The 14,063-nt window shown below is 71.7% G+C and carries 15 protein-coding genes; 9 read left to right on the forward strand and 6 right to left on the reverse strand.

Annotated elements, in window-relative coordinates; genetic code table 11:
* Positions 1–18 precede the first annotated feature (18 nt).
* Both ACIRA5_RS44795 and ACIRA5_RS44800 read left to right on the forward strand, forming a co-directional pair.
* Positions 19–777: an SDR family oxidoreductase gene (locus ACIRA5_RS44795; RefSeq protein ID WP_403701744.1), complete on the forward strand. Its 759-nt coding sequence runs from the start codon at positions 19–21 to the stop codon at positions 775–777.
* 39 nt (positions 778–816) lie between these two features.
* The gene (locus tag ACIRA5_RS44800) at positions 817–1,851 is read left to right on the forward strand and encodes an L-idonate 5-dehydrogenase (protein ID WP_403701747.1); all 1,035 of its coding nucleotides are present in this window, start codon (positions 817–819) and stop codon (positions 1,849–1,851) included.
* Positions 1,852–1,900: 49 nt separating this feature from the next.
* Here the strand turns inward: ACIRA5_RS44800 and ACIRA5_RS44805 are convergent, their stop codons facing one another.
* The 5 genes from ACIRA5_RS44805 to ACIRA5_RS44825 form a co-directional block, all read right to left on the reverse strand.
* A complete protein-coding gene (locus tag ACIRA5_RS44805) occupies positions 1,901–2,536 on the reverse strand; it encodes a cytochrome b/b6 domain-containing protein (RefSeq protein WP_095855535.1) in 636 nt (211 codons plus the stop codon).
* The gene (locus ACIRA5_RS44810) at positions 2,520–3,281 is read right to left on the reverse strand and encodes a molybdopterin-dependent oxidoreductase (protein ID WP_403701751.1); all 762 of its coding nucleotides are present in this window, start codon (positions 3,279–3,281) and stop codon (positions 2,520–2,522) included. Before ACIRA5_RS44810 ends, ACIRA5_RS44805 begins: the two co-directional genes overlap by 17 nt.
* Before the next feature lie 117 nt (positions 3,282–3,398).
* Positions 3,399–4,964, reverse strand: a complete 1,566-nt coding sequence (locus ACIRA5_RS44815) for an APC family permease (protein ID WP_403701754.1) — start codon at positions 4,962–4,964, stop codon at positions 3,399–3,401.
* 44 nt (positions 4,965–5,008) lie between these two features.
* A complete protein-coding gene (locus ACIRA5_RS44820; protein WP_403701757.1) occupies positions 5,009–5,968 on the reverse strand; it encodes a hypothetical protein in 960 nt (319 codons plus the stop codon).
* Between the two features lie 329 nt (positions 5,969–6,297).
* The gene (locus tag ACIRA5_RS44825) at positions 6,298–7,953 is read right to left on the reverse strand and encodes an FAD-binding dehydrogenase (RefSeq protein ID WP_403701760.1); all 1,656 of its coding nucleotides are present in this window, start codon (positions 7,951–7,953) and stop codon (positions 6,298–6,300) included.
* A 310-nt stretch (positions 7,954–8,263) separates the two neighbouring features.
* On the opposite strand from ACIRA5_RS44825, the gene ACIRA5_RS44830 reads away from it, so the two are divergent.
* The 7 genes from ACIRA5_RS44830 (at position 8,264) to ACIRA5_RS44860 (ending at position 13,309) form a co-directional block, all read left to right on the forward strand.
* The gene (locus ACIRA5_RS44830; RefSeq protein WP_403701762.1) at positions 8,264–9,157 is read left to right on the forward strand and encodes a DMT family transporter; all 894 of its coding nucleotides are present in this window, start codon (positions 8,264–8,266) and stop codon (positions 9,155–9,157) included.
* A gap of 73 nt (positions 9,158–9,230) precedes the next feature.
* Positions 9,231–9,752, forward strand: coding sequence for an NUDIX hydrolase (locus ACIRA5_RS44835; RefSeq protein ID WP_403701764.1), 522 nt, complete (start codon positions 9,231–9,233; stop codon positions 9,750–9,752).
* Positions 9,753–9,783: 31 nt separating this feature from the next.
* Positions 9,784–10,176 (forward strand): YidH family protein, encoded by a 393-nt coding sequence (locus ACIRA5_RS44840; protein WP_403701767.1) that lies wholly within the window; start codon positions 9,784–9,786, stop codon positions 10,174–10,176.
* Positions 10,173–10,511 carry a DUF202 domain-containing protein gene (locus tag ACIRA5_RS44845; RefSeq protein WP_403701769.1) on the forward strand — a complete coding sequence of 113 codons (339 nt, stop codon included), beginning with the start codon at positions 10,173–10,175 and terminating at the stop codon, positions 10,509–10,511. Before ACIRA5_RS44840 ends, ACIRA5_RS44845 begins: the two co-directional genes overlap by 4 nt.
* A 101-nt stretch (positions 10,512–10,612) precedes the next feature.
* Positions 10,613–10,909 (forward strand): hypothetical protein, encoded by a 297-nt coding sequence (locus ACIRA5_RS44850; protein WP_403701772.1) that lies wholly within the window; start codon positions 10,613–10,615, stop codon positions 10,907–10,909.
* Positions 10,910–11,065: 156 nt separating this feature from the next.
* Positions 11,066–12,088, forward strand: coding sequence for a phosphotransferase family protein (locus ACIRA5_RS44855; RefSeq protein ID WP_352050919.1), 1,023 nt, complete (start codon positions 11,066–11,068; stop codon positions 12,086–12,088).
* A 6-nt stretch (positions 12,089–12,094) separates the two neighbouring features.
* Entirely contained in the window at positions 12,095–13,309 is a 1,215-nt protein-coding gene (locus ACIRA5_RS44860; protein WP_403701775.1) for an acyl-CoA dehydrogenase family protein, read from the forward strand.
* A 128-nt stretch (positions 13,310–13,437) separates the two neighbouring features.
* Here ACIRA5_RS44860 and ACIRA5_RS44865 read toward each other — a convergent pair whose 3' ends face one another.
* Complete coding sequence (locus ACIRA5_RS44865) at positions 13,438–14,031, reverse strand: TetR/AcrR family transcriptional regulator (RefSeq protein WP_067366380.1); 594 nt, start codon at positions 14,029–14,031, stop codon at positions 13,438–13,440.
* Positions 14,032–14,063: the final 32 nt, after the last annotated feature.

A 14,063-nucleotide genomic window follows, 5' to 3' on the forward strand; every position in this document is an offset into this window, starting at 1 on the left:
AGAGACGGGAGTACGGGGATGAGCCACCCTCTGTTCGACATCAGTGGTCGCCGGGCCCTGGTCACCGGCTCCAGCCGGGGCATCGGGTTCGCACTCGCCCGCGGGCTCCTGGAGGCGGGCTGCACGGTCGTCCTCAACGGGCGGGACGCCGACCGGCTCACCAAGGCCGCGTCGGGGCTGCCGGGCGACGTCCACACCGCGGTCTTCGACGTCACGGACGGCCCCTCGGTGGCCGCCGGAATAGCCGACGTCGAGGACCGGGTGGGCCCGCTCGACATCCTCGTCAACAACGCGGGCATGCAACTGCGGGCGCCGCTCCTGGAGTTCACGGACACCGACTGGCACCGGATCCTGAACACCAACCTGACCAGCGCGTTCCTGGTCGGCCGCGAAGCGGCGCGGCGGATGACGGAACGCGGCCACGGCAAGATCGTCAACATCTGCTCGTTGCAGAGCGAGGTCGTCCGTCCGGGCATCGCCCCGTACGCGGCCACCAAGGGCGCGCTGAAGATGCTCACCAAGGGCATGTGCGCGGACTGGGGGCAGTACGGGGTGCAGGTGAACGGGCTCGGCCCCGGTTACATCGAGACGGAGCTGACCCAGCCCCTCGTCGAGGACGAGGAGTTCAGCGCCTGGGTGCGGCGGCGCACCCCGGCCGGCCGGTGGGGCCGTACGGAGGACCTGGTCGGCGGGGTGCTCTTCCTCGCCTCGCCCGCGGCGGACTTCGTGAGCGGGCAGGTGCTGTACGTCGACGGCGGTATGACCAGTGTGCTGTGAAGCGGACCGCCCGGTGAACGCGGTGAGAGGGGCCTGACGATGCTCGGCTGTGTGATTCACGGGCAGGGTGACCTGCGGGTCGACGAACTGCCGGTCCCCTCCGCCGGGCCCGGCGAGGCACTCGTCGCCGTCCGGTACGGCGGGGTGTGCGGGTCGGACCTCCACTACTGGCGGCACGGCGGCGTCGGGGACTTCCGGCTGCGCGAGCCGATGGTGCTGGGCCACGAGGTCGTGGGGACGGTGCTGTCGTACGGCGACGGGGCCACCGGTCCCGCGCCGGGTACGGCCGTGGCGGTGCACCCGGCGACCCCGTGCGGGGTGTGCCCGGAGTGCGCCGACGGGCGGGCGAACGTCTGCCGGGACACCCGTTACCTGGGCAGCGCGGCGCGCACCCCGCATGTGCAGGGCGGGTTCGCGGCCCGAGTGGTGGTGCCCGCCCGGCAGTTGAGGGAGCTGCCCGCGGGGCTCCCGCTGCGGCGGGCGGCGCTCGCCGAGCCGCTGTCGGTGGCGCTGCACGCCGTGCGACGGGCCGGTGCGGTGAAGGACCGGCATGTCCTGGTGACGGGGGCCGGGCCCATCGGCTGTCTCGTGGTGGCCGCCGCGAAGGCCGCGGGCGCGGCCCGGGTGACCGTGACGGACCTGCTGCCGCAGGCGTTGTCGTACGCCGTCGCGGCGGGCGCGGACGCGGTGGTACGGGCCGACGATCCCGCCGATCCCGGGTGGCCGGCAGAGGTCGACGTGGCCGTCGAGGCGTCCGGGGTGGCCGCGGGCCTCGACACCTGCCTGCGCCTGGTGCGGCGCGGCGGGGTCGTCGTCCAGCTCGGCATGCTGCCGCCGGGCCAGAGTTCGTTCGCGGGGAACCTGGTGGTGAGCCGGGAGATCGAGCTGCGGGGCGCGTTCCGCTTCGACGAGGAGTTCGACGACGCGCTGGTCCTGCTCGCGGCCGAGCCGCGCTTCGACTCCCTGGTCAGCGCGGTGGTCCCGCTCGCTGCGGCGGAGTCGGCGTTCACTCTGGCCGCGGACCGCAGCCGCTCGTGCAAGGTGCTCCTGGACTTCGAGGCCGAGCGGGGCTAGGCGGTGTGCCGGGGGTCCGCAGCAGTCCCCCCGGCACACCTGACAGGTCCTAGGGCCGCCAGAGGGGATGCTCGCGCTCCGCCCACTCCCGGCTCACCGAGCCCGTGCGCAGGCCGCGGCGGGCCTCCGGGTCGCCGAGGGCCATGCCGATGTGGCCCGCGAGGACGACGCCGATCGTGAGCGCCAGCCAGTCGTGGACGAAGGTCGCCGAGGTGCGCCACATCAGGGGGGCGAGGTGGGTGAACCACATCAGCAGCCCCGTGGCGAGCATGACCAGGGTCGCGCCGGCGATCCAGGCGGCGTAGGTCTTCTGGCCCGCGTTGAACTTGGCCGCGGGTCGGGACGAAGGGCGCCGGTCCCGTCGTAGCGCCGCGCGCAGCCATGTACGGTCGTGCGGGCCCCAGCGGTTGAGGCGGCCGAGGTCCGCGCGGAAGGCGCGGGAGACCAGGCCCGCCAGGACCGGTACCGGCAGCATCAGGCCCGCCCACTCGTGGATCCTGACCACCAGCTCACGGCGGCCGACGAGCTCGGCGAACATCGGCAGGTACAGGCACGCCGCCGTCGCCACGCAGATCCCCATCAGCAGGGCGGTCACGCGGTGCACCCAGCGCTCGGCGTGGCTGAAGCGCCGTACGCGCGGCGCGGGCGCGGCGAGGGTCGGGGTGTCGTCAACTCGTGGGTGCATCGTCGCGTCCGTTCGAGCGGCCGACCCACGCGTCCACGTCGTAGCCACGGTCTTCCCAGTACCCGGGACGGACGTCCTCGGTGACGGTGATGCCGGAGAGCCACTTGGCGGACTTGTAGAAGTACATGGGGGCGACGTAGAGGCGGACCGGGCCGCCGTGGTTGTGGCCGAGGGGTTTGTCCTGCATGCGGTGGGCCACGAGGATGTCGGGGCGTCGGGCCTGCTGGAGCGTGAGGCTCTCGGTGTACGCCCCGTCGAAGCAGGTGAAGCGGATCGCTCGGCCCTTGGTCTGGACCCCGGCGGCGTCCAGGAGATGGGACAGCCGTACGCCTTCGAAGGGGGTGCCGGGCACCCGCCAGCCCGTGACGCACTGGACGTCGTGCACGATCCGGGTCTGCGGCAGGGCCCTGAGGTCGGCCAGGGTGTAGCTGCGGGGGTGGTCGACCAGGCCGTCGATGGTGAGGCGGTAGTTCGACGCGTCCTTGTGCGGGACGGAGGAGGTCACCGAGTAGTAGCGGAAACCGCCGCCGTTGGGGAGCAGGCCGGTCAGCCCCGTGGGGTCGTCGGCGAAGAGGGACTCCAGGCCGCGCTGCAGGGTGGGCGCGGCCAGCACGCCGAAGGCGCCGAGTCCGAGCGTGCCGAGCAGGAGCCGGCGGCCGATGGGCGCGCCGGAGGCTTCCGGGTCCTCCGCCGGGCGTTCCCGGGGCCGGTCCGGTCCCCGCCGTGGGGACTGTTCAGGGTTCACACACCCATACGAGCACCCGCGACCCCCTTGAGGCCAGCGGCAGCGGGTGCTCGTCAGACTTCCGTAACCACTTCTCACACACTTCTCAGCACAGGAGTCCCGGATCGGGGCTCCTGATCAGGCGGTGGACTCCGCCGCCTTGTCCAGCTGGAACGCCTCGTTGCCCAGGCCGATACGGGCGTGTGCCTCGGGTTTGCGCGAGCGCAGCACCAGTCCCTGCACCAGGCCGACGACCAGGGCAAACGCGATCAGGGCGGGCAGCAGCCAGCTGAGCGTGGAGTCCGGACCGGTCCCGACCAGGATGTCGAAGTCCTTGACCGTGTAGCCCGCGATCACGAGGAGGGCGACGGCCGCGATCGCCGAGGTGGCCAGGCGCCAGGCCTGGGCGCGGGCGGCGCCGCGGCGGGCGAAGAAGACGATCACGGAGAGCGAGGCCGCGGCCATCAGCAGGATGACGCCGAGCGCGCCGACGTTGCCGGCCCAGGTGAACAGGTGCAGCACGGGCGCGGTCGGGTCGCCGGTGGGCTTGTCGTCGGTCACGGCGAACGCGATCAGTACGATCGCGGAGACGCCGGTCTGCAGCAGCGAGCCGGTGCCGGGCGCGCCGCTGGAGCCGGTGGTCCGGCCGAAGGCGGAGGGCAGCAGTCCTTCCCGGCCCATGGCGAAGGCGTACCGCGCGACGACGTTGTGGAAGCTGAGCAGCGCCGCGAACATGCCGGTCACGAAGAGGACGTGCAGGACGTCGGTGAAGGTGCCCCCGAGCCGCGACTCGGTGAGGAAGAACAGCAGTCCGGCGCTCTGCTTCTGCGCCGCCCCGACGATCCCGGAGGGGCCCGCGGCGACGGTCAGCGCCCAGGAGCTGAGCGCGAAGAAGACGGCGACGAAGCCGATCGCCAGGAACATCACGCGCGGGACGAGGATGTGCGGGCGGCTGGTCTCCTCGGCGTACACCGGTGCCTGTTCGAAGCCGGTGAACGCCGCGATGCAGAAGCACAGCGCGGTGCCGACGCCCGCCCCGGTGAGCGTGTCCGGGTTGAAGGCGTGCAGGGAGAGGCCCTCCTTGGCGGGGTCGGCGACGGCGGCGATGTCGAAGATGACGACGAGCGCCACCTCGACGACCAGGAGGACGCCGAGTACACGCGCGTTGACGTCGATCTTCAGCCAGGACAGCGCGCCGACGGCGAGGACGGCGATCAGCGCCGGTATCCACCAGGCGACCTCGACGTCGGCGTAGGTGGCGAACAGCCCGGAGACCTCGAAGCCGAAGATGCCGTAGATGCCGAACTGCAGGGCGCTGTAGGCGACGAGCGCGACCGCGGCGGCGCCGGCGCCCGCGGTGCCGCCGAGACCGCGGGCGACGTAGGCGTAGAAGGCGCCCGCGTTGTGGACGTGGCGGCTCATCTCGGCGTACCCGACGCTGAAGAGCACCAGCACCACGCCGAGGATGACGAAGAGCAGCGGCTGCCCGACGATGCCCATCACCGCGAATGTGGTGGGCATGACACCCGCGACCACCATGAGGGGCGCGGTCGCCGCGAGGACGGAGAGCAGCAGGCCTCCCGTGCCGAGTCGGCCCGCGTGCAGGGCGCGCTCCTGGCCCTTGAAGGTGCTGATGGCGCCACCGGCCGTGGCGGGTCTATCCGTGTTCGAACTGCTCGAGGTGCTCGAACTGCCCGTCGTCATCGCGGGGCCGTCCTTTCGGGTTTCTCGACTTCTTGTGGGTGGGGTCACACCGTGCCGAGGGCGCTGTCGCGGGCGGCACGGAAGGCTTGGTACGGCTCGCGGTCCGGGTACGACCACGGCGCCGGGGTGGCGTGCGGGCCGATGCGGTGGAACAGGGCGGCGGCCTCGGCGCCCCGGCCCTCGCAGAACTTGGCGTGGGCGAGGAAGTTGAGGTCGAGATGGCGGCGGGGATGGTCCTCGCGCTCCCACTCGAGCCACCAGTCGAAGGCGGCCTTCATCACCTGTCGGGCCCGGCGTCCGACCCAGTGCCCGGAGGCGGCCGGGTCGGTGGACTCGCTGCCGGCGCCGGCCAGCACGCGATAGCGCTCGGCGTGCGCGACGACGGGCAGCATCGCGAGCGGAGAGTCGGCGGGCGCCTGTTCGGCCGCCCAGTTCGCGAAGTCGTAGACCTCGTGGAGGGGGTCCTGGCCGGCCTCGGCGCGGCGCTCGGCGAGCCGGGCGACCATGAGGTGGTGGGCGTGGTGGTGCTCGGGGTAACGGTGGCGCACCTCGTCGAAGAGCCGCACCACGTCGCCCTCGCTGCCGCGCGCACGCTCCAGTATCAGCAGGCCCAGCCAGGGGGTCGGGTCGGCGGGCGCGAGCGCGGCGGCGGTGTCGCAGGCCTCGCGGGCCCGCTCCGGGCGGTCCTTGCCGTGCAGGGCGCGCTGGACGGTGGCGCAGGCGAGGAGCACGGCGGCGTCGGCGGACTCGGGTTCCGCAAGCTGCCAGTCACGGGCCCAGGCGAGGGCGGCGGGCTCCTGGGCGAGGACGGTGACGCGGTGTCCGCGGCGGTCCCAGTCGTCGCCGGTGGCGGCGAGCAGTGCGCGGACCGCGGTCCATCGTCCCTGCGCCAACGAGGCGCGCGCGGCGACGAGTTCGGAGTCGTCGAGCGCGGCGTCGAAGGCGTGGACCGCGCGTTTGCGGCCACGGCCGAGGGGAGGAGGGGGTGGCGGGGGTGGCGACACCGCGGGGCTTCCTCACAGACGCGGCTAGTCAAGGGGAGATCACGCACAGCAAACCCTTGGCTGAGGGTTGACGTCAAGGCCCGATCAATCCGCTGCACGCTGCAACTACCCTTGAATGGCGGAGAGTTGATGTTCCCTCGCACGCACTCCGGGACGGGAACGGGCTGGTGGGACGGCTCTCTCCGGGGGCGAGCCCGACTCCCCGCGGGGGCCGGGCCGCGCCCGGGCCCCGGCTCCCCGCAATCCGGGGCACGGCTGAAACCCGACCACGGAACGGTCCCCCGCGCAGCCGGGCCCACCGGAGCGAAATGCGGGCACTCCTGCGAGGGTCAGCTCACCGCCTTGGCGGCCGCTCGTCCCGCTGTGCGGCCGGAGAAGAGGCAGCCCCCGAGGAAGGTGCCCTCCAAGGAGCGGTAGCCGTGGACCCCGCCACCGCCGAAACCGGCCGCCTCACCCGCCGCGTACACGCCGGAGAGCGGGTCGCCGCCCTCCGTCAGTACGCGCGAGGACAGGTCGGTCTCCAGGCCGCCCAGGCTCTTGCGGGTGAGGATGTGGAGGCGGACGGCGATGAGCGGACCCGCCTTGGGGTCCAGGATGCGGTGCGGGGTGGCCGTACGGATCAGCTTGTCCCCGAGGTAGTTGCGGGCGCCGCGGATCGACGTCACCTGGAGGTCCTTGGTGAACGGGTTCGCGATCTCCCGGTCGCGGGCGACGATCTCGCGGCGCAGCGCGGCCTCGTCGATCAGCGGCTCCTTGGTGAGGGCGTTCATGCCGCGCACCAGGGCGCCCAGATCCTTCTCGACGACGAAGTCCGCGCCGTTGTCCATGAACGCCTTGACGGGGCCCGGTACGTCGGCGCGTGCCCGGCCGATCACGTCCCTGATCGACTTGCCGGTCAGGTCCGGGTTCTGTTCCGAGCCGGAGAGCGCGAACTCCTTGCCGATGATCTTCTGGTCGAGCACGAACCACGTGTACTCGTATCCGGTCTTCATGATGTGTTCGAGCGTGCCGAGGGTGTCGAAGCCCGGGAAGAGCGGTACCGGAAGCCGGTTCCCGCGGGCGTCCAGCCAGAGGGAGGACGGGCCCGGCAGGATGCGGATGCCGTGGTTCTCCCAGATGGGGTTCCAGTTCTGGATGCCCTCGGTGTAGTGCCACATGCGGTCGCGGTTGATGAGGTGCGCGCCCGTCTCCTCGGCTATCGCGAGCATCTTGCCGTCGACGTGCGCGGGGACGCCCGCGACCATCTTCTCGGGCGGCGTACCGAGCCGCTCGGGCCAGTTCGCGCGGACCAGGTCGTGATTGCCGCCGATGCCGCCCGAGGTGACGATCACCGCCTGCGCCTTGAGCTCGAACGCCCCGGCGACCGTACGGCTGCTGGCCTGCCCGCGTGCGATGCCGGACGGCTCCAGGATCTCCCCGGTGACCGTGTCGACGGTCCCCGCGCTGCGGGACAGCCCGGTCACCCGGTGGCGGAACTTGAGCTGGACGAGCCCCCGGGCGACCCCGGCGCGTACCCGCCGCTCGAAGGGCTCGACCACTCCGGGCCCGGTCCCCCACGTGATGTGGAAGCGCGGCACGGAGTTCCCGGGGCCGCCTGCGTCGTAGCCGCCGCGCTCCGCCCAGCCGACCACCGGGAAGAAGCGGACCCCCTGCTGGTGCAGCCAGGACCGCTTCTCACCGGCCGCGAAGTCCACGTACGCCTCGGCCCAGCGGCGCGGCCAGTGGTCCTCGGCCCGGTCGAAGCCGGCCGTGCCCATCCAGTCCTGGAGGGCGAGCGCGTGACTGTCCTTGATCCGCATCCGGCGCTGCTCGGGCGAGTTCACGAAGAAGAGTCCGCCGAAGGACCAGTGGGCCTGGCCGCCGATCGACTGTTCCGGCTCCTGGTCGAGGAGAATCACCTTGCGGCCCGCGTCGACGAGCTCCGCGGTCGCGGCGAGCCCCGCGAGGCCCGCTCCGATCACGATCACATCTGCGTCGTAGGCCATGGGCCCGTCCTCTCGGCCTGCCGACGTTTCCGGTCGGCTTCTGTCGGCTTCGTCACGAGCCGGCGGCATCGTCGTGGGTTGATGAGACAGTGGTACGGAAGACATCAGGCACCGGTACGGGTCGAACGGGCAGGGACGCCGCTCGACCAGCCGTTGTTACTGATCGGTCAGATCCTTCGGCAAGAAGAGTGACCGAGTCAACTGCCCGGTTCCGGTTACTCCCGTGGGCAGGGCACGGTCGATGGCACTACAGTCGGCGGCAATACGCGCCCGTGACCCGTGCTCACCCGAACGTATCGAGGTACCCAGCGTGTCGGTTCTCGTTCTGATCCTCTCGGTGAGCGCGGCCTGCTGTCTGGGCTTCGGTTTCGTGCTCCAGCAGAACGCCGCCTCGCACGCCCCGCTGAGCGACTTCCTCTCCTGGCGCCTGCTGCTCGACCTCATCCGGGTGCCCCGCTGGCTGGGCGGCATCGGACTCATGGTGTGCGGCATGATCCTCGGCGCGGTCGCCCTCGGCAAGGGCGAGATCTCCCAGGTGGAACCCCTCCTCGCGACCAACCTGCTCTTCGCGCTCGCGCTCACCCGCCACCAGACCAAACACCCCCTGGGCCGCCAGGGCTGGGCGGGCCTCGTCCTGCTCGCGGGCGGGGTCACGGCGTTCATCGTGGCGGGCAAGCCCAAGGGCGGCGACTCGGTGACCGATCCGCTGCGGCACTGGCTGATCATCGGGATCATGATCGGGCTCGCGCTGCTGCTCACCACCTACGCCAAGCGTTCCCGGATGACCAGGGCACCCGTCCTGCTCGCGCTGGCCGCGGGGCTGCTGTACGGCGTGCAGGACGCGCTCACCCGGGTCAGCGGGGAGCGGTTCGGAGCCGGCAGCTGGAGTGAGCTGCTGACCGGCTGGCAGCCGTACGGGGTGCTCGCGCTCGGGGTGACGGGCCTCGTGCTGGTGCAGAGCGCCTTCGAGACGGCGGAGCTGCGGATGTCGCTGCCCGCGCTCACCGCCGCCCAGCCGCTCGCCGGAATCGTGTGCGGCGTGGGCTTCCTCGGGGACAAGCTGCACACGGACGTGGGGGCACTCACCTGGGAAGCGGCGGGGCTCGCGGCGATCGTGGCGGGAATCGTCCTGCTGGGCATGCACCCCGCAATGCCGACGGGCACCCCCAAGACCGAGTCGGTACGGGACCTCCAGCCGCATTGAGGGCGTACGTCGGCGCCGGGCCGCACGGACGGCACGCACCGCGCCGGGTGCCGACGGCTGCTTGGATGGGGCCATGAGCGCCACTGACGAGATCCTCGACATCGTGGACGAGAACGACGTGGTCATCGGGCAGTCCCCGCGCGGCGAGGCGTACGCGCGCGGTCTACGCCACCGCTGCGTGTTCATCCAGGCCCGGGACGCCCGGGGCCGCCTCTTCGTGCACCGCCGCACGCCCACCAAGCTCGTCTTCCCCTCCCTGTACGACATGTTCGTCGGCGGGGTCGTGGGCGCGGGCGAGTCCTACGACTGCGCGGCCCTGCGCGAGGCCGAGGAGGAACTCGGGGTCTCCGGACTCCCTCAGCCCGTCCCCCTCTTCAAGTTCCTCTACGCCGACGGCTCCGACCGGACCTGGTGGTCGGCCGTCTACGAGGTCCGCTGCGAGCTCCCGGTGAACCCCCAGACGGAGGAGGTCGCCTGGCACGACTTCCTCACCGAGGAGGAGGTCGAGCGGCACCTGACGGACTGGACGTGGGTGCCGGACGGCCTGGCGGCGTACGAGCGCCTGAAGGACTACCGGGCGACGGGCACCGACTGAGCCCCCGCCGGGCCCCGGTAGGGTCGATGGCGTGATCGAATTCGTGCGGAACGTCCGGCTGTGGTTCGCACCCGAGGAGGTCCGGCAGGAGGGCGTCACGCCCGACTACCGGTTCTCGCTGGCGAACGAGCGGACCTTCCTGGCCTGGCTGCGCACCGCGCTGGCGCTGATCGGCGGCGGCTTCGCCGTGGATCAGTTCCTGCCGGACCTGCGCTGGGCCTGGCGGGTCGGCCTCGCGCTGGCCCTGCTGGCGGCGGGCGTGCTCTGCTCGCTGCGCGCCGTCAATCACTGGGTGCGCTGCGAGCGCGCGATGCGCCGCGGGGAGGACCTTCCCGTGTCGCGCTTCCCGGCGCTGCTGAGCATCGCCGTCGCGATCGTGGCCGTCGCGATGGTCGTCGTCGTCCTCGTCGGCTGGGAAGGGTGACCGTGCCCGGCCCCCAGCACCGTCCCGAGCGGGACCCGGGGCTGCAGCCGGAGCGTACGCGGCTCGCGTGGCGGCGTACGACCCTGTCGAGCACCGTCGCCGCGGTCCTCGCGGCGAAGGCGGCGCTGCACGGCGGCCCGTCGGCGATCGATGTGACGGCCTGCGCCCTGTGCTGCGCGCTGTGGCTGGGCTTCCTGGCGCTCGCGCACCGGCGCATCCGGGTGCTCGCGACACCCGGCACCGGCGGTCCGCCCGCGCTCGCACCGCGGCACGCGACGGCGGCGACCCTGTGCACGGTCGCCCTGGCCGTGTGCGCGGTAGCACTGGTGTTCTGATCAGTATCAAATGGGGCGTAACGGTGCAAATGGCGATGAATGCGGTTCTTTCTGGCGCTAGCCTGAGCCGTCATTTCACGCCACTCACGAAGGTGAGCACCATGACCACCCTTCACGTGGAGCATCCGACCCACGCGCACACGCACGGCCCGGACTGCGGGCACACCGCCGTGCCGCACGGGGACCACGTCGACTACGCGCACGACGGACATCTGCACCGGGAGCACTCCGGTCACTGGGACGAGTGCGAGCCGAGCGGTCACACGGCGCACGGCGAGCACGGCCACCGGCACGGCGAGGGCTGCGGGCACCCGGCGGTCGCGCACGGCGACCACGTCGACTACCTGCACGACGGTCACCGCCACGCCGAGCACGACGGCCACTGGGACGACCACTAGGGCCTGTCCGGGACAGCCACTGGACGCAAGCGCGCCCCGGCGTCTCCCCCGGCTCCCGGAGGGAGACGCCGATCACGTTTCGTCCGGGCGCTGGACGACATACCGACTGGTCGGCATCATGGTCACGTCCCGATTTCCCGGCGTGCAGGAGAAGTGATGAGTCCCGACCACCCGCCAGGTCTCGACCTCGACCGACTGCGCGGCCTGCTCGACGGCGAGCGGCCCGGTCTGGTGCACGGCCCGCTGACCGGCCGGCTGATCGAGGGCGGACGGTCGAACCTCACGTACGCGGTCACGGACGGCACCACGAGCTGGGTCGTCCGACGGCCCCCGCTCGGGCACGTACTGGCCACCGCGCACGACATGAAGCGCGAGCACCGCGTCATCAGCGCGCTGCACCCGACCGCCGTCCCCGTACCGCGTCCGGTGCTGCTGTGCGAGGACGAGGAGGTGCTGGGAGCGCCCTTCTACGTCATGGAGTTCGTGGTCGGCACCCCGTACCGCACCGCCGAGCAGCTCGCCCCGCTCGGCCCGGAGCGCACCCGGGACGCGGTGCTCGGGCTCGTCGACACGCTCGTCGAACTGCACGCCGTCGACCCCGCCGCCGTGGGCCTCGCGGACTTCGGGCGCCCCGAGGGCTTCCTCGACCGGCAACTGCGCCGCTGGGGCAAGCAGCTGGACGCCTCCAGGAACCGTGAGCTCGCCGGGATCGACGAACTGCACGCCGCCCTCGGCCGTGAGCTGCCGCACTCCCCCGCGCCCTCCGTCGTGCACGGCGACTACCGGCTCGACAACGTGTTGATCGGTGAGGACGACCGGATCAAGGCGATTCTGGACTGGGAGATGTCCACGCTCGGCGATCCGCTCACCGACCTGGGCCTGCTGGTGATGTACAGCGCGCCACTGGACCTGCCCGACTCCCCCATCAGCACGACCGCCTCGGCCGCCGGGCACCCGGACCCGGCCGAGATCATCGAACGGTACGCCGCGCGCTCGGGGCGCGACGTGTCCGACGTCGCCTGGTACACGGCGTTCGCCTGGTTCAAGCTCGCCGTGATCCTGGAGGGCATCCACTACCGCTACACGCTCGGCCAGACGGTCGGCGCCGGCTTCGACCGCATCGGTGAACTGGTCCCGTTCTTCATCGAGCACGGTCTGACCACTCTTCAGGAAGGCTGATCCGAGATGGACTTCGCATTCGACGCGCGTACCGAGGAACTGCGCGGGAAGCTGCTCGCCTTCATGGACGAGTACGTCTACCCGGCGGAGGCGGTGGCGGAGGAGCAGCGCGCCCGGCTGGCCTCTCCGTGGGACACGCCCGCCGTGGTCGGGGAGTTGAAGGCGGAGGCCCGCAGGCAGGGCCTGTGGAACCTCTTCCTGCCCGACGCGGAGTACGGCGCCGGGCTGACCAACCTCCAGTACGCGCCGCTCGCCGAGATCACCGGCCGCAGCCCGCACTTGGCACCCACCGCGCTGAACTGCGCCGCGCCGGACACCGGCAACATGGAGGTGCTCACGCAGTTCGGCGACGAGCAGCAGAAGAAGCAGTGGCTGGAGCCGCTGCTCGCCGGTGAGATCCGCTCGGCGTTCGCGATGACCGAGCCGGAGGTGGCCTCCTCCGACGCCACCAACATCACCACGCTCATCGAACGCGACGGTGACGAGTACGTCATCACCGGCCGCAAGTGGTACATCTCCGGGGCGATGAACCCCGACTGCAAGATCTTCATCGTGATGGGCAAGACGGAGCCGGACGGGCCGGACATCCGCCGCCAGCAGTCCATGGTCCTGGTCCCGCGCGACACCCCGGGGCTCGAAGTCCGGCGCGCCATGCAGGTGTACGGCTACGAGGACCACTCCCACGGCGGGCACGCGGAGGTCGTCTTCGACCATGTCCGCGTCCCGGTGAGCAACCTCGTCGGCGAGGAGGGCGGCGGTTTCGCCATCGCCCAGGCGCGGCTCGGCCCGGGCCGCATCCACCACTGCATGCGGCTGATCGGCATGGCCGAGCGGGCGATCGAGCTGATGTGCCGCCGGGCCGTGTCCCGTACGGCCTTCGGCAAGCCGCTCGCCCAGCAGGGCGTGGTCCAGAACTGGATCGCGGACGCGCGCGTCGCCGTCGAACAGCTGCGTCTGCTGGTCCTGAAGACCGCCTGGATGATGGACACCGTCGGCAACAGGGGCGCCCACACCGAGATCCAGGCCATCAAGATCGCCACCCCGCGCACGGTCGTGGACATCCTCGACAAGGCGGTCCAGCTGCACGGCGCGGGCGGTGTCAGCCAGGACTTCCCGCTGGCCGAGCTGTGGGCGAGCGCGCGGACGCTGAAGCTCGCGGACGGCCCGGACGAGGTGCACCAGCGATCGCTGGCGCGACGGGAGATCAAGAAGTACGTGTGACCGACCGGTCCGGTGGGGCGGTGACGGGCTCTTTCGCCCCCACCGCCCCTACCCGTTCCCGTCCGCCGGGGGCTGCGCCCCCAGATCCCCGCAGAAGATCGCGCAGTTCCCCGCGCCCCCGAAAGGGACTACGGCCGCAGCGCGCGCAGCAGCAGGTCGGCCAGGTGATCGGCGACCTCCTGGGGGGCGAGGGGGCCGTCGGGGCGGTACCAGGTCGACAGGTGGTGCACCGAGCCGAAGTGGTAGTCGACGACCAGGTCGGCCGGGGTGGCGGTGGAGAAGACGCCCTTCTTCTGGCCCTCCTCCACGAGCGCGCGGAAGCGTTCGTGGTAGCGGCGGCGCTCGGCGCGCACCTGCTTGTCCTTCTCGGGGCTGAGGTGGTGCATGGAGCGGAAGAAGATCGCCGCGTCGTCGAGGTTGTCGATCGTGGTGACGACGACGTCGGCGGCGGCACCCCGCAACCGCTCCTCGACCGGCGCGTCGGCATCGGCGAACGCGTCCAGCCGCTCCTGCTGAAGCCGCAGCACACGCGCGTACACCTCGTGCAGGAGGTCGTCCTTGGAGCCGAAGTAGTGGTACAGCGCGCCCTTGGTGACGCCCGCCGCCTCCACGATCTCCTGCACCGATGTGCGGTCGTAGCCCTGCTCGGCGAAGAGCCTGGTGGCGGCGGCCAAGAGCCGCTGCGGGACGGGCGTACCGTCTCCGTCCGTCGTCCTGGGCACTGCCGCCACCTGCCTTTCGGGCGTTGTCCGGT

The sequence above is a fragment of the Streptomyces sp. NPDC096311 genome, assembly GCF_044763085.1.
Lineage (GTDB): Bacteria > Actinomycetota > Actinomycetes > Streptomycetales > Streptomycetaceae > Streptomyces.

Coding starts and splice junctions, on each gene's coding strand:
- ACIRA5_RS44815 (WP_403701754.1), bottom strand. CDS start 4,964: ATGACGACGGGCAGTTCGAGCACCTCGAGCAGTTCGAACACGGATAGA.
- ACIRA5_RS44855 (WP_352050919.1), top strand. CDS start 11,066: ATGAGTCCCGACCACCCGCCAGGTCTCGACCTCGACCGACTGCGCGGC.
- ACIRA5_RS44795 (WP_403701744.1), top strand. CDS start 19: ATGAGCCACCCTCTGTTCGACATCAGTGGTCGCCGGGCCCTGGTCACC.
- ACIRA5_RS44825 (WP_403701760.1), bottom strand. CDS start 7,953: ATGGCCTACGACGCAGATGTGATCGTGATCGGAGCGGGCCTCGCGGGG.
- ACIRA5_RS44800 (WP_403701747.1), top strand. CDS start 817: ATGCTCGGCTGTGTGATTCACGGGCAGGGTGACCTGCGGGTCGACGAA.
- ACIRA5_RS44805 (WP_095855535.1), bottom strand. CDS start 2,536: ATGCACCCACGAGTTGACGACACCCCGACCCTCGCCGCGCCCGCGCCG.
- ACIRA5_RS44850 (WP_403701772.1), top strand. CDS start 10,613: ATGACCACCCTTCACGTGGAGCATCCGACCCACGCGCACACGCACGGC.
- ACIRA5_RS44860 (WP_403701775.1), top strand. CDS start 12,095: ATGGACTTCGCATTCGACGCGCGTACCGAGGAACTGCGCGGGAAGCTG.
- ACIRA5_RS44835 (WP_403701764.1), top strand. CDS start 9,231: ATGAGCGCCACTGACGAGATCCTCGACATCGTGGACGAGAACGACGTG.